The sequence below is a fragment of the Streptomyces caelestis genome, from assembly GCF_014205255.1.
GTDB classification, from domain to species: Bacteria; Actinomycetota; Actinomycetes; order Streptomycetales; family Streptomycetaceae; genus Streptomyces; species Streptomyces caelestis.
Genome location: NZ_JACHNE010000001.1, coordinates 6,954,494 through 6,977,233, shown reverse-complemented (window position 1 = coordinate 6,977,233; position 22,740 = coordinate 6,954,494). Strand labels below are relative to the sequence as shown.

General features: G+C 72.6%; 19 protein-coding genes and 1 pseudogene. 14 read left to right on the top strand and 6 right to left on the bottom strand.

Annotated features, from left to right (window positions below; translation table 11 throughout):
* Positions 1-105 precede the first annotated feature (105 nt).
* Complete coding sequence (locus HDA41_RS31810) at positions 106-1,065, top strand: hypothetical protein (protein WP_184990080.1); 960 nt, start codon at positions 106-108, stop codon at positions 1,063-1,065.
* A gap of 14 nt (positions 1,066-1,079) precedes the next feature.
* On the opposite strand, the gene HDA41_RS31805 is transcribed toward HDA41_RS31810, so the two are convergent.
* Positions 1,080-1,967: an NAD(P)-dependent oxidoreductase gene (locus HDA41_RS31805; RefSeq protein WP_184990078.1), complete on the bottom strand. Its 888-nt coding sequence runs from the start codon at positions 1,965-1,967 to the stop codon at positions 1,080-1,082.
* A gap of 50 nt (positions 1,968-2,017) precedes the next feature.
* Here HDA41_RS31805 and HDA41_RS31800 point away from each other — a divergent pair, with 50 nt between their 5' ends.
* Positions 2,018-2,425 carry a MerR family transcriptional regulator gene (locus HDA41_RS31800; protein WP_184990076.1) on the top strand — a complete coding sequence of 136 codons (408 nt, stop codon included), beginning with the start codon at positions 2,018-2,020 and terminating at the stop codon, positions 2,423-2,425.
* Here the strand turns inward: HDA41_RS31800 and HDA41_RS31795 are convergent.
* Positions 2,425-2,580, bottom strand: a pseudogene (locus HDA41_RS31795) (alpha/beta fold hydrolase); the annotation flags it as partial. The gene HDA41_RS31800 and the pseudogene HDA41_RS31795 overlap by 1 nt on opposite strands.
* Before the next feature lie 87 nt (positions 2,581-2,667).
* Here HDA41_RS31795 and HDA41_RS31790 point away from each other — a divergent pair.
* Together HDA41_RS31790 and HDA41_RS31785 are read left to right on the top strand one after the other, a co-directional pair.
* A complete protein-coding gene (locus tag HDA41_RS31790; protein ID WP_184990074.1) occupies positions 2,668-3,174 on the top strand; it encodes a GNAT family N-acetyltransferase in 507 nt (168 codons plus the stop codon).
* Between the two features lie 56 nt (positions 3,175-3,230).
* Positions 3,231-3,743 carry a GNAT family N-acetyltransferase gene (locus HDA41_RS31785; protein WP_230299536.1) on the top strand — a complete coding sequence of 171 codons (513 nt, stop codon included), beginning with the start codon at positions 3,231-3,233 and terminating at the stop codon, positions 3,741-3,743.
* Here HDA41_RS31785 and HDA41_RS31780 read toward each other — a convergent pair.
* Complete coding sequence (locus HDA41_RS31780; protein WP_184990071.1) at positions 3,656-5,254, bottom strand: AMP-binding protein; 1,599 nt, start codon at positions 5,252-5,254, stop codon at positions 3,656-3,658. The two genes, HDA41_RS31785 and HDA41_RS31780, sit on opposite strands and share 88 nt — an antisense overlap.
* Positions 5,251-6,921 (bottom strand): AMP-binding protein, encoded by a 1,671-nt coding sequence (locus HDA41_RS31775; RefSeq protein WP_184990069.1) that lies wholly within the window; start codon positions 6,919-6,921, stop codon positions 5,251-5,253. The genes HDA41_RS31780 and HDA41_RS31775 overlap by 4 nt, the downstream gene beginning before the upstream one ends.
* Before the next feature lie 124 nt (positions 6,922-7,045).
* Here HDA41_RS31775 and HDA41_RS31770 point away from each other — a divergent pair, with 124 nt between their 5' ends.
* From HDA41_RS31770 to HDA41_RS31755, 4 genes are all read left to right on the top strand, one after another.
* Positions 7,046-7,855 carry a helix-turn-helix transcriptional regulator gene (locus tag HDA41_RS31770; RefSeq protein ID WP_184990067.1) on the top strand — a complete coding sequence of 270 codons (810 nt, stop codon included), beginning with the start codon at positions 7,046-7,048 and terminating at the stop codon, positions 7,853-7,855.
* A gap of 201 nt (positions 7,856-8,056) precedes the next feature.
* Entirely contained in the window at positions 8,057-10,909 is a 2,853-nt protein-coding gene (locus HDA41_RS31765; RefSeq protein WP_184990065.1) for a helix-turn-helix transcriptional regulator, read from the top strand.
* Positions 10,910-11,134: 225 nt separating this feature from the next.
* The gene (locus HDA41_RS31760; RefSeq protein ID WP_184990063.1) at positions 11,135-11,923 is read left to right on the top strand and encodes a S1 family peptidase; all 789 of its coding nucleotides are present in this window, start codon (positions 11,135-11,137) and stop codon (positions 11,921-11,923) included.
* A 138-nt stretch (positions 11,924-12,061) separates the two neighbouring features.
* Positions 12,062-12,709 carry a LysE family translocator gene (locus HDA41_RS31755; RefSeq protein ID WP_184990061.1) on the top strand — a complete coding sequence of 216 codons (648 nt, stop codon included), beginning with the start codon at positions 12,062-12,064 and terminating at the stop codon, positions 12,707-12,709.
* Positions 12,710-12,722: 13 nt separating this feature from the next.
* Here the strand turns inward: HDA41_RS31755 and HDA41_RS31750 are convergent, their stop codons facing one another.
* Positions 12,723-13,838, bottom strand: coding sequence for a winged helix DNA-binding domain-containing protein (locus HDA41_RS31750; protein ID WP_184990059.1), 1,116 nt, complete (start codon positions 13,836-13,838; stop codon positions 12,723-12,725).
* Between the two features lie 134 nt (positions 13,839-13,972).
* Here HDA41_RS31750 and HDA41_RS31745 point away from each other — a divergent pair, with 134 nt between their 5' ends.
* Entirely contained in the window at positions 13,973-14,398 is a 426-nt protein-coding gene (locus HDA41_RS31745) for a DUF6003 family protein (RefSeq protein ID WP_184990057.1), read from the top strand.
* 33 nt (positions 14,399-14,431) lie between these two features.
* Here the strand turns inward: HDA41_RS31745 and HDA41_RS31740 are convergent, their stop codons facing one another.
* Positions 14,432-15,397 carry a YihY/virulence factor BrkB family protein gene (locus HDA41_RS31740; protein WP_184990055.1) on the bottom strand — a complete coding sequence of 322 codons (966 nt, stop codon included), beginning with the start codon at positions 15,395-15,397 and terminating at the stop codon, positions 14,432-14,434.
* A 169-nt stretch (positions 15,398-15,566) separates the two neighbouring features.
* On the opposite strand from HDA41_RS31740, the gene HDA41_RS31735 reads away from it, so the two are divergent.
* The 5 genes from HDA41_RS31735 (at position 15,567) to HDA41_RS31715 (ending at position 22,723) form a co-directional block, all read left to right on the top strand.
* Positions 15,567-17,375, top strand: coding sequence for a methylmalonyl-CoA mutase family protein (locus HDA41_RS31735; protein WP_184990053.1), 1,809 nt, complete (start codon positions 15,567-15,569; stop codon positions 17,373-17,375).
* A complete protein-coding gene (gene scpA / locus HDA41_RS31730) occupies positions 17,375-19,567 on the top strand; it encodes a methylmalonyl-CoA mutase (protein ID WP_184990051.1) in 2,193 nt (730 codons plus the stop codon). The genes HDA41_RS31735 and scpA overlap by 1 nt, the downstream gene beginning before the upstream one ends.
* Positions 19,564-20,556, top strand: coding sequence for a methylmalonyl Co-A mutase-associated GTPase MeaB (gene meaB, locus HDA41_RS31725; RefSeq protein ID WP_184990049.1), 993 nt, complete (start codon positions 19,564-19,566; stop codon positions 20,554-20,556). The genes scpA and meaB overlap by 4 nt, the downstream gene beginning before the upstream one ends.
* 72 nt (positions 20,557-20,628) lie before the next feature.
* On the top strand, positions 20,629-22,083 hold the full coding sequence (gene argG / locus HDA41_RS31720) for an argininosuccinate synthase (RefSeq protein WP_184990047.1): 1,455 nt from the start codon (positions 20,629-20,631) through the stop codon (positions 22,081-22,083).
* Positions 22,084-22,333: 250 nt separating this feature from the next.
* On the top strand, positions 22,334-22,723 hold the full coding sequence (locus HDA41_RS31715; RefSeq protein WP_184990045.1) for a DUF4333 domain-containing protein: 390 nt from the start codon (positions 22,334-22,336) through the stop codon (positions 22,721-22,723).
* Positions 22,724-22,740: the final 17 nt, after the last annotated feature.

The following is a 22,740-nucleotide window of genomic DNA, read 5'->3' as shown; positions in this document are numbered from 1 at the left end:
GGGGTGGCCGAAGGGCGTCAAGAGACCGGCAAGCGGCGGACAGGCGGGGGCCGGCTGGAGCACGATGGACGCGCTGTCCCGATGTGACGCCGTACTGGAGTGGCCATGGCCGAGAGCGTGCCGGTGCGCTGTCCGTCCTGCCGACGAGAGCACCGCTTCACGGCCCCGTCGTACCCGTGCGTGTGCGGAGCACCCGTCGCCCCGCCGCTCGACCGGGACGGCACGGTGACGCCCGTCTCCCATCGCGCCTGGCAGGACGAGTGGGTGACGGTGCGGTGCGGATCCTGCGGCCGACATGGGGAGTGGCCGCGGCCGGAGGTGGGGTGCCCGTGCGGGGTGGTGCTGCGGGTGCCGGTTGCGGCGGGGCGGGGGGTGGCGGACCGGGGCGGCGGCACGGGCCGGGACACGGCAGCGGACGGCGGCGGGCTCAGGGCTGACCGGGACATCACCGCCGTCCCGGACGCCGAGGCCGCCGGCCGGGACGGCGCGCCGTGCCCGGGCGGTACGACCGGCCCCCGCGATGCCGCAGCCACCGAGCGGGCCGCTGCCTCTGCCGACGCCAAGGGGGGCCCGGCCTCTGCCGCCGCCGGAGCCGCCGCCGGTGCTGGTGTTGGTGCCGGTGCTGCCGACGCCGGTGCCAATGCCGACCCCTCCACCGACACTGCCGCCCGGCCACCCTTCCGCTCCGTCACGATCCGGACCGCGCTCGACGCCGTCACGGCCGCCGCGCTGTATCTGCGCCGGCTCGGCTACCGGCGTGTCCGGCGGGCGGACCAGCGGCCGCCGTCCGGGATCGGCCTCGCCGCCCGTGGCGTCGTCGCGCTGGTCGACCCGGCCGTGCGCCCGGCGACCCTGCGGGACGTGGAGTGCCTGTGGCTGACGGCCATGACGGAGTCGGCGGACTGCCTGTACTTCTCCCTCGCCGGGTACGCGGAGGACGCCCGGGCCCGCGCCGACGCCCTCGGCATCCCGCTGTTCGTCCTCGACCTCACCGGCACACCGCGGCCGGTGAACGCCCCGGCCGACGCACTGGATGCCACCGGCACGGGGAACCGGGCGCCCTGACACGCCCGCACATGTCAGTCGTCGCCGGGCCCGGGCCTGCTGAACTCTTCGATCAGCACGGGATACTGCTCGCCACCGTGTCCCGCGGCGATCGAGCGGTCGGCCATCGCCTTGAACAGCTTCGGCAGTTCGGCGTTGACACCCACCGCCTCGCTCTCCTCGATCAGGTGTGCCATGGCCCGCGCGTCGGTCTCCAGGGCCGACACCTCGGCCGGGAAGGAGCCGCTGTCGATCTGCTCGGCGTATCCGGGCAGCCAATGGGCCACACCGGCGGCGATCCGCTGCGCGAACGGCGCGTACGTCGCGGCGTCGACACCGGCCGTCCTGAGCAACGCGGTGCCCTGCAGCCAGGCGTTCAGGACGCTCCACATCATGGCCAGTCCGGCCACGTCGTACAGGGACGCCAGGCCGTGGTCCGCGCCGACGTGGGTGACGGTGCCGAGCGCGTCGAGGGTCGGTTTGTGCGCGTCGAAGTACGCCTGCGGTCCACTGTGCAGAATCACCGCCTCGGGCGTGCCGATGGCCGGCGGGACGGCCATGACGGCGCCGTCCAGGTAGCGTGCGCCGCGCTGCTCGGCCCATCGGGCGGTCTCCCGGGCCTGGGCCGAGTCGCCCGAGGTGAGATTGACCAGCGTCGTGCCGTCGAGCTCGATGTCGCCCGTGCCGAACAGCTCCCGCACGGCCTGGTAGTCGGTGACGCAGATGAGGGTCAGGGAACCGGCCCGGACCGCGTCGCCGACCGTCGGCGCGAGCCGTGCGCCTCGGGCCACCAGCCCGTCGGCTTTGGCGGTCGTACGGTTCCACACGGTCGTGGGATGCCCGGCTTTCAGGAACGCGCCGGCGAGTGCCTGGCCCATCAGTCCGAGTCCGATGACTGTCACGGGTGTGTCGGTTCTGTTCATGGCAGCATCGTCAACGTTGATACCGGTGTGAAGGTCAAGCGAGGTTTTTGATGCGTATCGGGGAACTGAGTCGCCGGACGGGCGTCAACACCCATCAGTTGCGCTACTACGAGGCCCAGGGCCTGCTGGAGGCGGACCGCGGCACGAACGGATACCGCGAGTACGACGAGACCGCCGTGCTGCGGGTGAAACAGATCCGCCACCTGCTCGGCGCCGGCTTATCGTCCGAGGACATCGCGTATCTGCTGCCCTGTGCGGTCGGAGAGGCCCCGGAGCTGCTCGGGTGTCCCGAACTGCTGGCGGCGATGCGGTCGCGGCTGAGCCGGCTGGACGACCAGATGGCCGCGCTCGCCCGCTCCCGGGACGCCCTCGCCGACTACATCGACGCGGCCGAGCGCATGGGCAGCCGTACCTACCCGCCCTTCGACGGCGCCGGCCCGGAGCGCGTGCCCGCCTGACGGTGACCGGCCGGCAGGGGATGGACCGCGGTCTCCGTGAAGTAGGCGGGCGGCGTGGCGCCCAGGCCGTGCACGTAGACGCGCGGCGGTTCCGGTCCCGGCAGTTCGGCCCAGCGGATCCGGTCGCCCTCGGGCGTCACGGCGGCGTCGCGCACAGGCTGCTCCTCTTGCGGTCCACGTCGGTGGAGGGACGAGGGGAGCCACCGGATCCCGTTTGCCGACCGCGGCCGCATACTCACCCCATGCGTATCCGCCCCGCGACCGCCGCCGAACTCCCCGCCCTCCAGGGCATCGAACGTGCCGCCGGTACCCCCTTCCGCGATCTCGGCATGCCGGAGATCGCCGACGACGAACCGCCCGCGCTCGACGTGCTGGAGCGCTACCGCGGGGCGGGCCGCTGCTGGGTCGCGGTGGACGAGCGGGACCACCCGGCCGCGTATCTCGTCGCCGAACCCGTGGACGGCGCCCTGCACATCGAGCAGGTCTCGGTCCACCCGCGCGCCGCGCGTCGGGGCGTGGGCCGGGCCCTGCTGGCGTACGCCGCCGACCGCGCCCGCGAGGAGGGCCTGACCGCCCTGACGCTGACCACCTTCACGGAGGTCCCGTGGAACGCCCCCTACTACGCCCGCCTCGGCTTCCGCACCCTCGGGGAGGCGGACCTCACGCCCGGCCTGCGCGAGATCCGCGCGGCGGAGGCCCGACACGGCCTGGCCCGCTGGCCCCGCGTGTGCATGCGCGCACCACTGTGACCGGGCCGCGGTAATCCGCGCGCGGCCCGGCCCCCACTGCTGCCACGATGCGCCCCATGGGCGACATCGAACCCGGCACGCTCGTCGTGCGCCGCGCCGAGGCGTCGGACCGCACGGCACTGACCGAGACGGACCCGATCGCGGCGGCGGGAGACCGGGCGCGCCGCGCGAGCATCCGGCGCTGGTGCGAGCAGAGCCTGGCGCTGCTGGCCGAGGACGCGCGCGGGCCCGTGGGCTACGGCGTGCTGGAGTACACCTTCTTCGAACAGGGCTTCCTCACCCTGCTGACGGTCGCGCCCGCCGCACGCCGGCAGGGAGTGGCCAGGCGTCTCCTCACGGCCGTCGAAGCCGCGTGCACCACGCCCAAGCTGTTCACCTCGACCAACGTCTCCAACCAGCCCATGCAGCAGCTGCTCCTGAGAGCCGGCTGGCAACCCGCCGGTCTGGTCCACGGCCTCGACGACGGCGACCCCGAGCTGTTCTACCTCTGCCCGCCCCCGAACCTCTCCCGCAGTTCCACCTTGCGCACCTTCCCGGACACCGTCATGGGGAAGGAGTCGAGGAGCTGAAGCCTGCTCGGGATCTTGTAGTGGGCGAGGCGGCCCTGGCAGAAGGCGTGGAGTTCGTCCAGGGTGAGCGGGTCGGCGGGGTCGCGGGGGATGACGCAGGCGAGGACCTCCTCGCCGTAGTGGTCGTGCGGGACGCCCACGACCTGGACGTCCTGGATCTTGGGGTGGGCGTAGAGGAACTCCTCGATCTCGCGGGGGTAGATATTCTCCCCGCCCCGGATGATCATGTCCTTGATGCGGCCGACGACCTCCACGTAGCCGTCCTCGCGCATCACCGCGAGGTCGCCGGTGTGCATCCAGCGGCCCGCGTCGATGGCCTCCGCGGTCTTCTCCGGCTCGTTCCAGTAGCCGAGCATCACGCTGTAACCGCGGGTGCACAACTCGCCCGCCGTGCCGCGCGGTCGGGTCGCGCCCGTCGCCGGGTCGACGATCTTCACCTCGACGTGCGGCAGCACGCGGCCGACCGTGCCGGTGCGGTGCTCCAGGTCGTCGTCGCGTCGGGTCTGCGTGGAGACGGGCGAGGTCTCCGTCATGCCGTAACAGATCGACACCTCGGCCATGTTCATCTCGGCGACCACGCGCTTCATCACCTCCACCGGGCAGGGCGAGCCCGCCATGATGCCGGTGCGCAGGGAGGAGAGGTCGTACGACGCGAAGCCGGGGAGGTTCAGCTCCGCGATGAACATGGTCGGGACGCCGTAGAGCGAGGTGCAGCGCTCCTGCTGGACCGCCTCCAGCGTGGCCTTGGGGTCGAAGGACGGGGCCGGGATGACCATGCAGGCGCCGTGGGACGTGGCGGCCAGATTCCCCATGACCATGCCGAAGCAGTGGTAGAACGGCACGGGGATGCACACCCGGTCCTGCTCGGTGTAGGCGATCGACTCCCCTACGAAATAGCCGTTGTTGAGGATGTTGTGGTGGGAGAGGGTGGCCCCCTTGGGGAAGCCCGTCGTGCCCGACGTGTACTGGATGTTGACCGGGTCGTCGCAGGACAGGCCGTCGTCCGCGATCCGGGCACCGGGTGTCCCCCGCCCGAGCAGCGCGTCCCAGCTCGGGTCGCCGAAGTACACGACCTCGCGCAACCCGGCGCATCTGCCCCGCACTTGCTCGACCATCGCCCGGTAGTCGCTCGTCTTGTGGCCGAGGGAGGCGAACAGGAGGGAGATCCCCGCCTGCTTGAGGACGTACTCGACTTCGTGGGTGCGGTAGGCCGGGTTGATGTTCACCATGATCGCGCCGATGCGGGCCGTGGCGTACTGGACCAGGACCCACTCGGGACAGTTGACCGCCCAGATGCCCACCCGGTCGCCCTTGGCGACCCCGGAGGCGAGCAGCGCGGAGGCCAGCTCGTCGACGGCCGCTCCGAACCGCGCGTAGGTCCAGCGCCGCCCGGACGGCACGTCGACCAGCGCCTCACGGTCCGGCCAGGCGGCCACCGCCCGGTCCAGGTTGGCCCCGATGGTGTCGCCGAGCAGGGCCGTCTCGCTGGTTCCATGACTGTACGAGGTCACCGGAAGTCCTCCTCGCGGTACTCGGCGTCCGACCCGGCCGCCGTGGCCTCGCGCAGCTCGATGCGGCGGATCTTGCCCGAGACGGTCTTGGGCAGGTCGCCGAACTCCAGGCGGCGGATGCGCTTGTAGGGGGCCAGGGCCTCGCGGGAGTGCTCGAACAGCACCTTCGCGGTGTCGGGGCCGGGCTCCCAGCCCGCCGCCAGGACGACGTAGGCCTTCGGCACCGCGAGCCGCAGCTCGTCCGGCGCGGGCACGACGGCCGCCTCGGCCACCGCCTCGTGCTCCAGCAGCGCGCTCTCCAGCTCGAAGGGGCTGATCTTGTAGTCGGACGCCTTGAAGACGTCGTCCCTGCGGCCGACGTAGGTGATGTAGCCGTCCGCGTCCCGCGCGCCGATGTCGCCCGTGCGGTAGTAGCCGCCGGCCATCGCTTCCGTCGTGCGGTCCGCGTCGCCGTGGTAGCCGGTCATCAGGCCGACGGGCCGGTCCGACAGGTCGAGCGCGATCTCGCCCTCGCTCGCGCCCGGCACGCCCGAGACGGGGTCCAGCAGCTCGACGCGGTAGCCGGGGCTCGGCCGGCCCATCGAGCCGGTCTTCAGCGGCTGGCCGGGGCTGTTGGCGACCTGCACGGCCGTCTCGGTCTGGCCGAAGCCGTCCCGGATGGTGACGCCCCAAGAGCGGCGGACCTGCTCGATGACCTCCGGGTTGAGCGGCTCACCGGCGGCGACGATCTCGCGCGGCGGGGTGCGCAGCTGCGTCAGGTCGGCCTGGATGAGCATGCGCCAGACGGTGGGCGGGGCGCAGAAGGTGGTGACGGCGGCCCGGTCCATCTCGGCCATGAGACGGGAGGCGTCGAAACGCGTGTAGTTGTAGAGGAAGACGGTCGCTTCGGCGTTCCAGGGGGCGAAGAGGTTGGACCAGGCGTGCTTGGCCCAGCCGGGCGAGGAGATGTTCAGATGCACGTCACCGGGCTTGAGGCCGATCCAGTACATGGTCGACAGGTGCCCGATCGGATACGAGGTGTGGGTGTGCTCCACGAGTTTGGGCCGTGCGGTGGTGCCCGAGGTGAAGTACAGCATCAGCGGGTCGTCGGCCCGGGTCGGGGCGTCGGGTGTGAAGTCGGCCGGGGCGCCGTAGGCGTCATCGAGGGGCAGCCAGTCCTCCGGGGCGGCGCCCGCGGCGATGCGCGTGTAGCGGCCGGGGACCTCGGCGAACTTGCCGGTGTCCCCGGAGCGCGCGATGACGTGCCGGACCCGGCCGCGGTCGACGCGGTCGCGCAGGTCGGCGGGGCCGAGCAGCGGGGTGGCCGGGATGACGACCGCGCGCAGTTTCATCGCGGCGAGCGCGGTGATCCACAGTTCGGCCTGGTTGCCGAGCATCACGAGGATCCGGTCCTCGGCGCGCACGCCCCGGGCCCGCAGCCAGTTGGCGAACTGGGCGGAGCGTACGGACATCTCCCCGAAGGACAGCTGTGTCTCGCGGCCGTCCTCCTCGACGATGTGCAGCGCGGTGCGGGCGTTGCCGTGCGCGATCTCGTCGAACCAGTCCAGCGCCCAGTTGAAGTAGTCGGGACGGGGCCAGCGGAAGCCCTCGTAGGCCGTGCCGTAGTCCTCGCGGTGTTCCAGCAGGAAGTCCCGCGCGCCGCGGAACACCTCCGTCGCCGATGCCATTCGTCCTCCTTGGTGCCGGACCATTGCCGGGCGGCTCCGAACCATCGTGTAATCCGTGATGCAGGTCTCACTACCCCCGAACGGGGGGTGCGCCCGCGCAGAGCCGTAGTGAAGGGGCGAGCAGGTGACAGCAGACGCGTCCGACGCGGTCGAGATACGGAACGCGCTGCTCCGCCTGCGGCGCACCACCGGCCTGCCGGTCGCCTTCGGCGCCCTGATGGAGGCCGGGCGGCAGATGCGCATCAGTGAACTGAGCGGCACGGCGACGCACGCCCTGCGTTCGCTGGTGGTGACGTCCGGGAACGGGCTGGGCGGCAAGACGGTGGTGCTCGCCCGGCCGTGCGTGGTGACGGACTACTCGGCGTCGCGGCAGATCAGCCACGAGTACGACGCCCCGGTCGCGGTGGAGGGGCTGCGCTCGGTGCTGGCCGTGCCGGTGGTCGTACGGCACGCGGTGCGCGGGGTGCTGTACGGCGCGCTGCGCACGGCCCAGCCCTTGGGCGGACGCATGCTGGACGAGGCCGTCGAGGCGGCGCGGGACGTGGAGCGGGCGCTGGTCCTGCGGGAGGAGGCCCGCACGCTCGCCGCCGGGGGCGGGGCCGGCGCGGGACGGGAGCAGGTGCGGGAGGCGCACGCGGCCCTGCGCGCGCTGGCCCCGAAGATCGCGGATCCCGGGCTGCGGGCCGAGCTGCTCGACGCGTGTGCCCTGCTGACGGCCGACGCCACCCCCTCGGAGCGGGTCCGGCTCGCGCCGCGCGAGGTGGATGTGCTGGCGTGCGTCGCCGCGGGGGCCACGAACGCGGTCGCGGCCGAGCGGCTGGGCGTGGCGCCCGAGACCGTCAAGGGGTATCTGCGGTCGGCCATGCGGAAGCTGCGGGCCGGGACCCGGGGCGAGGCCGTGGCTGCCGCACGCCGGGCGGGATGGTTGCCGTAGGTTTGCGATGTTTTCCGTTATCCTTGCCCGTTCGATATGCCGACGGGTTCCGGCCGGGCGCCACCGTCGTTCCGCCGCATTCGGGAGCCCAATGAATTCGCGCGCGGACCTCTGTTGTTATTTCCCTCACCACGCCGTCCGTCCGAAATTCAATGAGTTGTTGCCTAATATTGGCCAGGACACGACACACGGAGGGGAGCGGTGACCGTGCGACGGGACTTCCAGGAGCCTCCCAGGAGCCGCCCCGACGTGGTCATCGGCCGGGAGGACCTGTTCACGTCGGCGCGTGAACAGCTCGGCCGAGGCGGCAGTGTGCTGCTCCACGGCCCCGCGGGAATTGGAAAATCGACGGTCCTGCGGGCGCTGACCGCGGATTACGCCGGTGCGGCGCGGACCGTGTTGCGCTGCTCGGCCACCGAGTCCGAATCCCACCTGCCCTTCCTGGCACTGGCCGACCTCTTCGGCCTGGTCCTGGACGAGATCTCCGGTGCGCTGCCCGCCGCCCAGCGCACCGCCCTGGAGTCGGCGCTCACCGGGCGCGGCGAGTCCACCCTCCAGCGCGACGGGCTCGCGCTGCGCCTGGCCGTGCTGTCGGCGCTGCGCACCCTCGCCGCCAAGGGCCCGGTGCTGGTCGTCGCCGACGACCTCCAGTGGCTGGACGCGGCCAGCGCCGAGCTACTCGGTTTCGCCGCCCGCCGGCTGGGCGACACGCCGGTGCAGATGCTGTGCGCGGTGCGGACCGAGGGCCAGGAGTACGACCGCCATCTACGCGCGTCCCCGCCCGACACGCTCGCCGTCCGGCTGGGCCCGCTGACCCGTACGCAGGTCTCCGCGCTGCTCGACCACCGCGGCTACACCCCCCTGTCCCGCTCCACGATCCGCGACATCCACCGCACCAGCGGCGGCAACCCGCTCTTCGCGCTGGAGCTGGGCCGCGCCCTCGCCGAGAGCCCCACCCGGCCCCGGCCCGGCGAGCCCCTGCCCGTGCCCACCTCGCTGCGGGCGCTGGTGCTGAGCCGGCTGGAGATGCTGTCCGACGAGGCGCGCCGCACCCTGCTCGTGGCCAGTGCCGGTGCCCGTCCCACGCTGGCGCTGCTGCACGCGGCCGGCCGGGAACACGCCGAGGCCGAGACCGCCCAGGCCGCGGCGCTGGGGCTGCTGGCGACCGAGACGGAGGGCCCCGCCGTACGGTTCGCGCATCCGCTGATCTCGGCCGCGCTGTACGCGGAGGCCCCGGCGCGGGAGCGGCGGGCCGCGCACGCGGCGCTGTCCACGGCGGCCTCCGACCCGATCGAGCGGGCCCGGCACCTGGCCCTGGCGACCACCGGCACCGACCCGGAGGTGGCCGCCCGGCTCGCCGAGGCCGCCGCGCTGGCCCGGGACCGGGGGGCGCCGTCCGTGGCCGCCTCGCTCGGGCTGCTCGCGGCCCGGCACACCCCGGCGGACAGTGCGCCCGGCCCGGACGAGCGGCGGCTCCAGGCCGCGGAGGACGCGATCACCGCCGGCGAGGCCGACCTCGCCCGGGACATCGCCCGGGACGTGCTGACCCGGGCCAGCGTGCCCGCGGAGCGCGTGCGGGCCTGGATGGTGGTCATCGAGGCGGCCGGGCAGGCGCTCGGCGAGGTCGACGCCGTCTTCCCGCAGGTCCTGGCCGACGCGGGCGACGACCCGCGCCTGCTCGCCCTGGTCCACTACCAGCTGGCCTGGCGCGGCCTGGTCGTCGAGGGCGACTTCGCCGAGGCCCGGCAGGAGGCCGCGCACGCGGCGGAGCTGGCCGCCCGCGGCGAGGACCGGCGCACCGAGCTGATGGCGCTGTCCTTCCAGGCCTCCACGGAGACCCTGATGGGCCACCCGGGCGCCCCGGAGACCGTCAAACGGGCGCTGAAGGAGCCGCAGGACCCCTACGTGGCGTGCCACCACAACGGCGCCGGCTCGGCCCGGTTCCGCTGGCTGATCATGAGCGACCAGCTGGCCGAGGCCCGGGCGACCATCACCGCGCTGCTGCGCGAGGTGCGCAGGCGCGGCATGGTCGAGAGCGAGGTGCACTTCCTGCGCTTCCTCGCCGACACGGAACTGCGCTCCGGGCACTGCGGCCGGGCCCTGGACCTGGCCCGCGAGAGCCTGCGGCTCGCCCGGGACGCCGGGATCGGCGAGGGCGCCTCGGCGATGCTCGCCTCCCTCGCGGAGGCCTCGGCCGGGGACGTCGACCGGGCGCTGGCCCTCGCCCGTGAGGCGGCGGACCACGCCGAGGTCGACGGCGACCAGATGTACCTGTCCCGGGCTCTGGCGGCCCTGGGCTACGCCCAGTTGGTGGCCGGGGACCCGGCGGCCGCGGTCCGTTCGCTGCGCCGGGTGCGCGAGCTGGAGCAGGGCCTCGGCATCAACGACCCGGCGCGCGGCCGCTGGCACGGCGACCTCGCCGAGGCCCTGGTCCGCATCGGCGAACCGGGCGAGGCCCAGGACGTCATCGACACGGCACGGGTGCACGCGCTGCGGCTGGGCCGGGAGAGCGTGCTGGCCGTCCTCGACCGGGCGGAGGCACTGGTGCGGGCGGCACGCGGCGAACACGAGGCCGCCCTGGTCCGGCTGACGTCCGTGCAGGACCGGCTCGGCAGGCTGGGCTACGGCCTTGAGGAGGCGCGGGCCGCCTTCGCGCTGGCCCGGCTGCGCACCCAGACCGCCGCCTTCCCCCGCACCGGCGGGACTCCCCTGCCGGGGCCGGCGTCGTACGACGAGGCCGCCCGGCTGTTCCGGCGCTGCCGGGCGCTGCCCTGGCTGCGTCAGGTCGACGCGGCCGCGTCGGCCGGTCCCGCGGCGGTCGGGCCTGCCTCCGTGGCGCCGCCCGTCGCGCTCGACGCGCTGCAGGGCCTCGCGTCGATGGAGCGTCAGGTCGCCTCGCTGGTGATGGAGGGCGCGACCAACCGGGAGATCGCGGCCCGTCTGTTCATCAGCGTCAAGACCGTCGAGGCGACCCTGACCCGGGTCTACCGCAAGCTGGGGATCCGTTCACGGGTGGACATCGTCCGGCTGGCGGCGGGCCGCCGCACGACCTGACCCCCGGCTGCCCGCCACCGCGCCCACCAGGGTTTCAGAGGCCGGACCGAGGGTTTACCCTGCCCAACTCCCTTAGGGGGTTCCCTCATTGGGAGCCCGTGCTGCCGGGCTCTAGCTTTGTCGCGTGCCGCTCGCCGGGCACACGGAGATCCGAACAACGGCGTCAGGGTCACCGTGCACCACCCACCCGCGCGACCCCCCACCGGCAACTCCCCAAGGAGACCCATGTTCGGGTTCAACCGTGCCAAGAAGGCCGCCGCCCTCGCCACGGCGAGCGCTGCCGCCGCGACCGCGCTGCTCGCCGCTCCCGCCGCCGTCGCCGCGCCCCAGCCGATCGTCGGCGGTACGACGACCACGACGACCGCGTACCCGTTCGTCATGCAGATCACGGACGCCTCGCAGACCCAGTTCTGCGGCGGCACGCTGGTCTCGCCCACGAAGGTCGTCACCGCCGCCCACTGCATGGTCGGCGAGACCACCAGCAGCGTGCGCGTCGTCGGTGGCCGCACCTACCTCAACGGCACCAACGGCACGGTCAGCAGAGTCAGCAAGATCTGGATCCACCCGAGCTACACCAGCGTCACCAACGGCGAGGACGTGGCCGTGCTGACGCTGTCGACGTCGATGCCGTACACGCCGGCGAAGTACGTCTCCTCCTCGCAGACCTCGGTGTACGCGGCCGGCACCACCGCCCGCATCCTCGGCTGGGGCACCACCTCCTCGAACGGCAGCTCCTCCAACCAGCTGCGCACCGCGACCGTACCGACCGTGTCCGACTCCAGCTGCGGCAGCTCCTACGGCTCCGACTTCGTGCGGAGCGAGATGGTCTGCGCCGGATACACCTCCGGCGGCGTGGACACCTGCCAGGGCGACAGCGGCGGCCCCCTGCTCATCGGGGGCGTCCTGGCAGGCATCACTTCCTGGGGCGAGGGCTGCGCCCAGGCCGGTTACCCGGGTGTCTACACCCGGCTGACCACCTTCTCCAACCTGGTGACGACGCAGGTCAACTCGTAACCGGGGCAAAGCTCCTGAGTACCCCTCAGGTGACATACCGGGGGGCGTTGCGGGCCTCCACGAGCGGCCCGCAACGCCCCCTTTCCATGTCATCGGCCGGGTCAAGTGCTTGAATAGCGGCGGATGGGAGTGATGTCCATGGTTTCCGCAGATCGCCTCCTCGCCTTCGCCGTGATGTCGCTCCTGGTCATCGTGATCCCTGGACCCAGCGTGCTGTTCGTCATCGGCCGGGCCCTCGCCCACGGCCGCCGCACCGCCGTGGCGACGGCCCTCGGCAATGTCGTCGGTTCCTACCTGCTGGTCGTGGCGGTTGCGGTCGGGATCGGCTCGCTGGTCGAGCGGTCGGTGACGGTGTACCTGACGGTGAAGCTGGCGGGTGCCGCGTATCTGGTGTACCTGGGCGTGCAGGCCTTCCGGCACCGCAGGGAACTGAAGGCGTCACAGATCGCCACCGGGTCGACCGGACAGGCTCGCGGCGATCTCCGGACGCTCCTGGACGGGATCCTCGTCGGCGTCACCAATCCGAAGGGCGTGGTGTTCTTCGCCGCCGTGCTGCCGCAGTTCGTGGACCACTCGGCGGGTCATGTGCCCTTGCAGATGCTGCTGTTGGGCCTCGTACCGATCTCGATCGGCCTCGTCACGGACACACTGTGGGGCCTGACCGCGTCAGCGGCCCGCACCTGGTTCGCCCGCTCGGACCGTCGTCTGTCGCTGATCGGCGGGGCGGGCGGCTGCACGATGATCGGCCTGGGCGTGACGGTTGCGGTGACGGGCCGGGCGGACTGACACGCCGCGTCGCCTACGTCCGCACGGCACCGAAGCGGATGTCGTACGAGGTTTCCGGGTGCATCATCCGCAGCATCCGCTCCCCCTCGGCGGTGACCTCGTCCCGCTGGGCCCTGGTGAGCCGGCCGAAGGGCTCGATCACGAGCGCGTGCTCCTCCAGTCGCCACAGCCCCGCGAGGAACCCGTCGACCAGGAGCGTGCAAGAGGCGATGTTGCCCTGCCAGGAGCGGCCCCGGTGCTCGGGCGGGACGACGCGGGTGCGGTCGGCGTGGGAGAGCAGCAGATTGTCGAACTCGGGCAGGAAGCGCGGCGGGGCCGGGGTGTCCGGGTCGGGGCGGGGGGCGTCCGGCAGGTCGAAGAGCTCGGCGCCGCCCTCGTCCCGGAAGGTGACGAGTCGCGGGCGGAGGCGTTCGAAGGCGTCGCGCAGGCGGGTCAGTCCGGCCCAGGTCTGCATGTCCCGCACGGAGGCCGGGCCGAAGGCGGCGAGGTAGCGCAGGACGACCGCGTCGGGCGTGGCGGCCGGTCCGGCGGGACGCCCGAGCCAGTGCTCGGCGGTGGTCAGACTGACCTGCCCGCTTCGGCCCCACAGGCCGCGCGGGGTCGCCTGCACGAGCGGGAGACGGCACCGGGCGGCGACCGACAGGGCCTGCGGGTCGGCGTCCGGCCACTCCTGGAGCAGGGCCTCGCGCAATTGCTTCATGGTGCGGGGCTCGGTCTCGACGAGCTCGCGCGCGAGGGCGGCGAGCCGGTCCAGGCCGACACCGGCGAGTCCCTTGCGGAACTGCGTCAGCTCCCGGTCCCGGGCGGGCTGCACCAGCGGACGCAGGGCAAGGCAGTCGTCCGCGGTGTGGGTGTGGATCGTCGAGCGCATCGTGACGATCCGGACGACCTCGCGGTCGGCCATCAGCCGGGACAGCGCCTCGGGGGCGAAACCGTCGAGGCGGGCGGCGAGCGCGTAGTACGGAGGCTTGACGTTCTGCGCCTGGAGGCCGACCAGGTGCTCGACGGCCGCGGCGGCGGAGATCCGGGCCGGGCGCAGGAGCAGCTGCCGGTCGAGGGTGGCGCGGTTGAGGGCCCGGGTGCCGAGGCGGGGTGCCGTGCCGGTGACGCTCCGCTTGGTGTTCGTCATGCGGGCACGGTAGCCGGGGTTGCGGACAGGTTCTGGCCGCGACGGCGGAGATTCCCGGAGCCGGCCGTAATCCGGGCGCGGCGGGGTAATGGGACGGACGTCGATCAGCCCCAGTAGTTGAGAAGGAGCCGAGGATGACCGACGACGCCTACCTGTTCCTGCTTGGCGACGCGTCCGCGCGGCTCGGCGTGGCCCCCGCCGCCGTCGGGGAGCTCGCGTGCATGGAGACTCCCGCGGTACGCGCGTGGCTGGACGCTCAGGGGAGCACGCCGGCCTCCCCGCACCTGCGCCTGCTGCCGCCGGAGGAGACGGCGGCCATCCCCGAGGAAGCGGAACGACTGCCCGTCCCGCTGAGCGACGAGGAACTGAGCCGGGTCCGCCACCGGATGGCACCGGAGCCCCTCGCCCGGGTCGAGGAGGAGCTGCTCGCCTACCGCGACTGCGCGGACGGGCGGGACGGCCTGATCGGACGCGCGCTGGCCGCCGGCGTGGCACCGCACCGCATCGTCGAGCTGACCGGGGTGGACCCGGAAACGGTGACCGCGGCGGCGAGCGGCTGAGGACGCTGCGGGCGCCTCGGCTGCCGTACGGCCTCACGCGCCCGGTCCGGGATCCGGCTGGACGGCGGATTCGATGCCGGCGCGGGCCGCTTCCAGCTGGGCGGCGAACGCGATGCCGAGGAAGAGCGCGACGGCGGTGAGGTTGGCCCACAGCAGCAGGGCGATGAAAGCGGTGAGCGGCCCGTAGACGGCGCCGAAGGCACCGCTCTCCTCGACGTACAGCGCGAGCAGCCAGGTGGCCGAGACCCACAGCAGCAGATGCAGGGCCGAGCCGAAGGCGAGCCAGGTGTAGCCGGGCTGGACGCGGCGGGGCGACCAGCGGAAGATCACGGCGGAGGCCACCCAGGCCAGCGCGAGCCCCACGGGGATGTCGAGCACGCCCCACCACCGCGACCCGCTGTCCGCCCAGCCGGCCGAGTCCGCCACCGCGTCGCCCACGGCCTCGCCGGCGACGAGGACGACGAACCCCAGCACCAGGGGCAGACCGGCGGCGAGCGCGAGAACGATCGCCCGCCCGTACTTGCGCGGGAAGGGACGGTCGCGCTCGATGCCGTAGATGCGGTTGGCGCCGCGCTCGATCTGGCCCATGGCCGAGGCGAGGTTCAGCAGCGCGAAGCCCAGACCGAGCCACAGGGCGAGCGTGCCCCAGACATCGCCGTGCGCGGTGCGCCGCGTGCCTTCGAAGGCGTCCTCGACGATCTGCGCGCTGGCGCCCGGCACGATCCGGCCGAGGGTGAGCTCGATGACCCGGCCCACGCCCTCGGTGTGCACCGACGTGGCCAGCCCGACGAGTGCCACGGTGCACGGGACGAGCCCGAGCACCACCTGGAAGGCGAGGGCCCGCGCGTTGGTGAAGCCGTCCGCGTAACGGAACCGTGCGAAGGAGTCGGCCAGCAGCCGCAGCCCTCCGTAGTGGCGCAGGGCGGTGAACGCCTCGTCTCCGGAGAGCTCGTCTCCGATCATGTCCCGGGTCTGCGGGACGTGGACGGCGGTACCCATGGCGTGCACGCTCCTTGTCGTAGGGCGGCTCCCTGTCGGAAGCTGCTCCCTGTCCGGTTGCCCTGTGAACCCCTCCCCGCAAGGGAGATCGGGATCACAGAAACGGCGAGGGAAAGGTCACAGCCTCGCCCACTGCTGCTCCTCTGTGTCCGTGTCCTAGCATCCGAGCATGACGGTCCTGCCTGACGACGGGCTCGAGCTGGCCGGCGACTTCCCTGATGTGCCCCATGAGCAGTGGCAGCGCCTTGTGGCGGGTGTGCTGCGCAAGTCGGGCAAGGAAGTGGAGGGCGCCGAGGCCGAGGAAGCCCTGTCCACCGCGTTGGAGGACGGGCTGCGCACCCGGCCTCTCTACACCGCGCACGACGCCGCGCCCGAGCCGGGCCTGCCCGGGTTCGCCCCCTTTGTGCGGGGTGGCCGGGCCGAGGGGAACACGCTCGGCGGCTGGGACGTACGGCAGCGGCACACGGTGGCCGACGGCGGCGCGGTGCTCGCGGACCTCGAGAACGGCGTCACCTCCCTGTGGCTGGCCGTGGGGGAAGGCGGCATCCCGGTGCCGGAGCTCGGCCGGGTCCTCGACGGCGTCCATCTCGACCTCGCCCCCGTCGTCCTCGACGCGGGGCGTGACTCCGACGCCGCCGCGCGGGAGTTGCTGCGGCTGTACGAGCAGCGCGGTGTCGCCCGGGAGGCGGCGCGCGGCAATCTGGGCGCCGACCCGCTGGGCCAGGAGGCCCGGAGCGGGCAGGAGGGCGACGTCGCTCCGGCGATGGAGCTCGCGCGGCTGTGTGCCGAGGGGTACCCGGGGCTGCGGGCACTGACCGTGGACGCCCTGCCGTATCACGAGGCCGGCGGCTCGGCCGCCCAGGAGCTGGGCTGCTCGCTGGCCACGGGCGTGGCGTATCTGCGAGACCTCACCGGGGCCGGGCTGAGCGTCGAACAGGCCTGTGCGCAGCTGGAGTTCCGGTACGCGGCGACCGCCGACCAGTTCCTGACGATCGCCAAGCTGCGGGCCGCGCGCCGGCTGTGGGCGCGGGTGGCCGAGGTCTGCGGGGCGCCGCGTGCGGGGGCGCAGCTCCAGCACGTCGTGACCTCCCCGGTGATGATGACGCGCCGCGATCCGTGGGTGAACATGCTGCGCACGACCATCGCCACGCTGGCCGCCGGGGCGGGCGGGGCCGACGCGGTCACCGTGCTGCCCTTCGACCACGCCCTCGGTCTGTCGGAAGCGTTCGCGCGCCGTATCGCCCGCAACACCTCCACGATCCTCATCGAGGAGTCGCATCTGGCCCGGGTGATCGACCCGGCGGGCGGCTCCTGGTACGTGGAGCGGCTCACCGACGAACTCGCCCACGCGGGCTGGGAGTTCTTCCGGCGGATCGAGCGGCTGGGCGGTCAGGCGGCGGCCCTGCGGTCGGGGGACCTCGCGCAGGACCTGGCCGAGACCTGGCAGGCCCGCCGCACGAAGCTGGCGAAGCGGCGCGAGCCCGTCACGGGTGTCAGCGAGTTCCCGTATCTCGCGGAGAAGCCGGTGGTCCGCGAGAGCGCACCCGAGCCGCCGTCCGGCGGGCTGCCTCGGGTGCGCCGCGACGAGGAGTTCGAGGCGCTGCGCGCCCGCTCCGACGCCCACCTCGCCGCGACCGGCTCCCGGCCCCGGGTCTTCCTCGCCGCGATCGGCCCGGCCGCCGCCCACACCGCGCGCCTCACCTTCGCCTCGAACCTCTTCCAGGCGGGCGGCATCGAGCCCGTCACGGACGGCGCCTTCGAGGACAGCGGCGCGACGGAGGCCGTGCTGTGCTCCAGCGACGCGCTGTACGAGGAGCAGGCCGAGACCACCGCCGAGGCCCTGAAGGCCGCCGGTGCGCGGCACGTGTTCCTCGCGGGCCGTCCCGGGCAGTACGCCGGTGTCGACGCGTACGTCTTCGCGGGCTGCGATGCCGTGGCCGTGCTCTCCGCGACCCTCGACCGCATGGGAGTGTCCTGATGACCGCCCCCTCCGACCGTTCCGTCCCCGACTTCTCCGGGATCGAGCTGGGCACCCCGGCCTCCGACGGCGGCCCCGACGAGTGGCGTACGGCGGTCAAGAACGCCTCCGGCGGTGACGACCTGCTCTGGGAGACCCCGGAGGGCATCGCGGTCAAGCCGCTGTACACCGGGCGTGACCTGGAGGGCCTGGACTTCCTGGAGACGTATCCGGGCGCGGCGCCGTATCTGCGCGGCCCGTACCCGACGATGTACGTCAACCAGCCCTGGACGATCCGCCAGTACGCCGGTTTCTCCACGGCCGAGGAGTCCAACGCCTTCTACCGGCGCAACCTCGCGGCCGGGCAGAAGGGCCTGTCGGTCGCCTTCGACCTGCCCACGCACCGGGGCTACGACAGCGACCACCCGCGCGTGACCGGTGACGTCGGCATGGCGGGCGTGGCCATCGACTCGATCTACGACATGCGGCAGCTGTTCGACGGGATCCCGCTGGACAAGATGACGGTGTCGATGACGATGAACGGCGCGGTGCTGCCGGTGCTGGCGCTGTACATCGTGGCGGCGGAGGAGCAGGGAGTACCACCGGAGAAGCTGGCCGGGACCATTCAGAACGACATCCTCAAGGAGTTCATGGTCCGCAACACCTACATCTATCCGCCGAAGCCGTCGATGCGGATCATCTCCGACATCTTCGCCTTCACCTCGCAGCGGATGCCCCGCTACAACTCCATCTCCATCTCCGGCTACCACATCCAGGAGGCGGGTGCGACGGCCGACCTGGAGCTGGCGTACACGCTCGCGGACGGCGTGGAGTACATCCGGGCGGGCCGTGAAGCCGGCCTGGACGTGGACGCGTTCGCGCCCCGGCTGTCGTTCTTCTGGGCGATCGGCATGAACTTCTTCATGGAGGTCGCCAAGCTGCGGGCGGCGCGCCTGCTGTGGGCGAAGCTGGTGCGGCAGTTCGACCCGAAGAACGCCAAGTCCCTGTCCCTGCGTACCCATTCGCAGACCTCCGGCTGGTCGCTGACCGCGCAGGACGTGTTCAACAACGTGACGCGCACGTGCGTGGAGGCGATGGCGGCGACGCAGGGACACACGCAGTCGCTGCACACCAACGCCCTCGACGAGGCGCTGGCCCTGCCCACCGACTTCTCGGCGCGCATCGCCCGCAACACGCAGCTGCTGCTCCAGCAGGAGTCCGGCACGACCCGGGTGATCGACCCGTGGGGCGGCAGCGCCTACGTCGAGCGGCTGACGTACGACCTCGCGCGGCGGGCCTGGCAGCACATCCAGGAGGTCGAGGCCGCGGGCGGCATGGCCAAGGCCATCGACGCGGGCATTCCCAAGCTGCGCATCGAGGAGGCGGCGGCCCGCACCCAGGCCCGGATCGACTCCGGGCGGCAGCCGGTCATCGGCGTCAACAAGTACCGCGTCGAGACCGACGAGCAGATCGACGTCCTGAAGGTCGACAACTCCTCCGTGCGGGCCCAGCAGATCGAGAAGCTGCGGCGGCTGCGAGCGGAGCGGGACGAGACGGCCTGCCAGGACGCGCTGGACGCGCTGACCCGGGCCGCCGCCGGCGAGGGCAACCTGCTGGAGCTGGCGGTGCGCGCGGCCCGCGCGAAGGCGACCGTCGGGGAGATCTCCGACGCCCTGGAGAAGGTGTACGGCCGGCACGCGAGCCAGATCCGTACGATCTCCGGCGTGTACCGAAACGAAGCAGGGGAGTCCCCGTCCGTGGACCGCACCCGGGCCCTGGTCTCCGACTTCGAGGAGGCCGAGGGCCGCCGCCCGCGCATCCTGGTCGCGAAGATGGGCCAGGACGGCCACGACCGCGGCCAGAAGGTGATCGCGACCGCCTTCGCCGACCTCGGCTTCGACGTGGACGTCGGCCCGCTGTTCCAGACCCCCGCCGAGGTGGCCCGGCAGGCCGTCGAGGCGGACGTGCACATCGTCGGCGTCTCCTCGCTGGCGGCCGGTCACCTCACCCTCGTCCCGGCGCTGCGCGAGCAGCTCGCCGAGGAGGGGCGCGAGGACATCATGATCGTGGTCGGCGGGGTGATCCCGCCGCAGGACGTGCCGACGCTGCTGGAGATGGGCGCGGCGGCGGTCTTCCCGCCCGGGACGGTGATCCCGGACGCGGCGTACGACCTGGTGAAGCGACTGTCGGACGGACTCGGGCACGACCTGTGATCGATGTCGACGCGTATGTGAAGGGCGTACTCGACGGGAAGCGGGCGATCATCGCCCGGGCCATCACGCTCGTCGAGTCGACCCGCCCTCAGCACCGGGTGCTGGCCCAGGAGTTGCTGACCGAGCTGCTGCCGCACAGCGGGCGGGCCCGGCGGATCGGGGTCAGCGGGGTGCCGGGCGTGGGCAAGTCGACGTTCATCGACGCGTTCGGCACGATGCTGACGGGGCTCGGACACCGGGTGGCGGTGCTCGCCGTCGACCCGTCCTCCAGCCGTACCGGCGGCTCGATCCTCGGCGACAAGACGCGCATGGAACGCCTGGCAGTGGACCCGGCGGCGTTCGTCCGCCCCTCCCCCACCGCGGGCACGCTGGGCGGGGTCGCCAAGGCCACCCGCGAGTCGATCGTGGTGATGGAGGCGGCGGGCTACGACGTCGTCCTGGTGGAGACGGTCGGCGTCGGGCAGTCCGAGACCGCGGTCGCGAACATGGTCGACTCCTTCCTGCTGCTCACCCTCTCCCGCACGGGCGACCAGCTCCAGGGCATCAAGAAGGGCGTCCTGGAACTGGCCGACGTGATCGCCGTGAACAAGGCGGACGGCCCGCACGAGCGGGACGCCCGGGCCGCCGCGCGGGAACTGGCGGGCGCGCTGCGGCTGATGCACGGCAAGGACGCGTTCTGGACCCCGCCCGTGCTCAGCTGCAGCGCCCGTGAGTCGAGCGGCCTGGACACGGTGTGGGAGCGCCTGGAGCAGCACCGCACGCTGCTGGACTCCACCGGCCGCCTCACCGCCAAGCGGCGTGACCAGCAGGTCGACTGGACCTGGACCATGGTCCGCGAGGAGCTCCTCGGCCGCCTGCACGCCGATCCGGCGGTCCGGGCGCTGGCGCCGGTCCTGGAGGAGCGGGTCCGGGAGGGCGAGCTGACTCCGACGCTGGCGGCGGAGCGGATTCTGGGGGCGCTCGGAGGGTCCGGCTCGGAGAGTTCCTGAGCGGAAACAGTGGGGATGGGGATTCCGCACACCCAGCTTGCATGAATATGCAAAGTGATACATACTCTTTCTATGTCCAAGGTCCTCACCTCCCTGCCCGCCGGCGAGCGCGTCGGCATCGCCTTCTCGGGCGGTCTCGACACCTCCGTCGCGGTCGCGTGGATGCGCGACAAGGGCGCCGTCCCGTGCACCTACACCGCCGACATCGGTCAGTACGACGAGCCCGACATCGCCTCGGTGCCCGGCCGTGCGAAGACCTACGGTGCCGAGATCGCGCGTCTGGTCGACTGCCGTGCCGCGCTGGTCGAGGAGGGCCTGGCCGCGCTGACCTGCGGGGCGTTCCACATCCGCTCGGGCGGGCGGGCGTACTTCAACACCACGCCGCTCGGCCGTGCCGTCACGGGCACGCTGCTGGTCCGGGCGATGCTGGAGGACAACGTCCAGATCTGGGGCGACGGCTCGACCTTCAAGGGCAACGACATCGAGCGGTTCTACCGCTACGGCCTGCTCGCCAACCCGCACCTCAGGATCTACAAGCCCTGGCTGGACGCGGCCTTCGTGACGGAGCTCGGCGGCCGCAAGGAGATGTCGGAGTGGCTGCTCGCCCACGGGCTGCCCTACCGCGACAGCACGGAGAAGGCGTACTCCACCGACGCCAACATCTGGGGCGCCACGCACGAGGCGAAGACCCTGGAGCACCTGGACACCGGCGTCGAGACCGTCGAGCCGATCATGGGCGTGCGGTTCTGGGACCCCGAGGTCGACATCGCCGCCGAGGACGTGACGATCGGCTTCGAGCAGGGCCGCCCCGTGACGATCAACGGCAAGGAGTTCTCCTCCCCCGTCGACCTGGTCATGGAGGCCAACGCCATCGGCGGCCGGCACGGCCTCGGCATGTCGGACCAGATCGAGAACCGGATCATCGAGGCCAAGAGCCGCGGCATCTACGAGGCCCCGGGCATGGCCCTGCTGCACGCCGCGTACGAGCGTCTGGTCAACGCGATCCACAACGAGGACACCCTCGCCCAGTACCACACCGAGGGACGGCGGCTCGGCCGGCTGATGTACGAGGGCCGCTGGCTGGACCCGCAGGCGCTGATGATCCGCGAGTCGCTGCAGCGGTGGGTCGGCGCCGCCGTCACCGGCGAGGTGACGCTGCGGCTGCGGCGCGGTGAGGACTACTCGATCCTCGACACGACCGGCCCGGCGTTCAGCTACCACCCGGACAAGCTGTCCATGGAGCGCACCGAGGACTCCGCGTTCGGCCCGGTGGACCGGATCGGCCAGCTCACCATGCGCAACCTGGACATCGCCGACTCCCGCGCCAAGCTGGAGCAGTACGCCGGTATCGGCCTGATCGGCACCGGCAGCCCGACCATCGGCGCCTCCCAGGCGGCCGCGACCGGGCTGATCGGCACCATGCCGGAGCTGCCGCAGGGCGGCGCCGAGGCCATCGCCTCCCGGGGCGCGGTCTCCGACGAGGACGCGTGGCTGGACCGCGCCGCGATGGAGTCCGGCAACGACTGATCGGTTCGGGTGCCCCGTGAGACACGGGGACGGCAGGGAGAAGGCCGGGCCGGCACCCACCAGTGCCGGGCCGGCCTTCTGCGTGCCCCGGGGATCCCGGCCGCCGGCGAGTGATCGGCCGAACGGCCGAGGGCCGGTGCGGCGGCGCTTCCGTGCTCTGGCCGAACAGCCGAGGCGCGCGCCCGCGTACCCGGGTGAGAGTGGAGCCACTTCCTCTGCCCGATCACCCAGATCACCCCAGGAGTACGAGATGCAGCGCGGTTTCCTCGTCGGTGCCGTCGGTGGCGTGGCCGCCATGGCCGCCGTGGGCGGGGTCCTCACCCATCTGCTGGCCGCCAAGGACGTGCAGCACACCACGATCGACCCCCACCCCGGGCAGCCCCACGTGAAGGTGGACGGCCACCCGGCAGTGGAGAGGACGATCCTTCAGGCCCGTATCGAGGGCTGGTACCACCCCCTGCCCTGGGTCGGGAAGGACATCGACGAGGTGTCCTGCCCCGCTCATCTCAAGGCGGTGGCCGGTGCGACCGGGACGTGCACGGCGCGGGCCGGGGGCGAGCGGGTCTCGATTCCCGTGCGCGTGATCAAGGTCGAGGGAAACCCCGCGACACCGCGGGTGACCTGGAAGTTCGAGCGCTGACACCTACCCGGGAGCAC

Coding starts and splice junctions, on each gene's coding strand:
- HDA41_RS31810 (WP_184990080.1), top strand. CDS start 106: ATGGCCGAGAGCGTGCCGGTGCGCTGTCCGTCCTGCCGACGAGAGCAC.
- HDA41_RS31805 (WP_184990078.1), bottom strand. CDS start 1,967: ATGAACAGAACCGACACACCCGTGACAGTCATCGGACTCGGACTGATG.
- HDA41_RS31800 (WP_184990076.1), top strand. CDS start 2,018: ATGCGTATCGGGGAACTGAGTCGCCGGACGGGCGTCAACACCCATCAG.
- HDA41_RS31790 (WP_184990074.1), top strand. CDS start 2,668: ATGCGTATCCGCCCCGCGACCGCCGCCGAACTCCCCGCCCTCCAGGGC.
- HDA41_RS31785 (WP_230299536.1), top strand. CDS start 3,231: ATGGGCGACATCGAACCCGGCACGCTCGTCGTGCGCCGCGCCGAGGCG.
- HDA41_RS31775 (WP_184990069.1), bottom strand. CDS start 6,921: ATGGCATCGGCGACGGAGGTGTTCCGCGGCGCGCGGGACTTCCTGCTG.
- HDA41_RS31760 (WP_184990063.1), top strand. CDS start 11,135: ATGTTCGGGTTCAACCGTGCCAAGAAGGCCGCCGCCCTCGCCACGGCG.
- HDA41_RS31755 (WP_184990061.1), top strand. CDS start 12,062: ATGGTTTCCGCAGATCGCCTCCTCGCCTTCGCCGTGATGTCGCTCCTG.
- HDA41_RS31750 (WP_184990059.1), bottom strand. CDS start 13,838: ATGACGAACACCAAGCGGAGCGTCACCGGCACGGCACCCCGCCTCGGC.
- HDA41_RS31745 (WP_184990057.1), top strand. CDS start 13,973: ATGACCGACGACGCCTACCTGTTCCTGCTTGGCGACGCGTCCGCGCGG.
- HDA41_RS31740 (WP_184990055.1), bottom strand. CDS start 15,397: ATGGGTACCGCCGTCCACGTCCCGCAGACCCGGGACATGATCGGAGAC.
- HDA41_RS31735 (WP_184990053.1), top strand. CDS start 15,567: ATGACGGTCCTGCCTGACGACGGGCTCGAGCTGGCCGGCGACTTCCCT.
- scpA (WP_184990051.1), top strand. CDS start 17,375: ATGACCGCCCCCTCCGACCGTTCCGTCCCCGACTTCTCCGGGATCGAG.
- argG (WP_184990047.1), top strand. CDS start 20,629: ATGTCCAAGGTCCTCACCTCCCTGCCCGCCGGCGAGCGCGTCGGCATC.
- HDA41_RS31715 (WP_184990045.1), top strand. CDS start 22,334: ATGCAGCGCGGTTTCCTCGTCGGTGCCGTCGGTGGCGTGGCCGCCATG.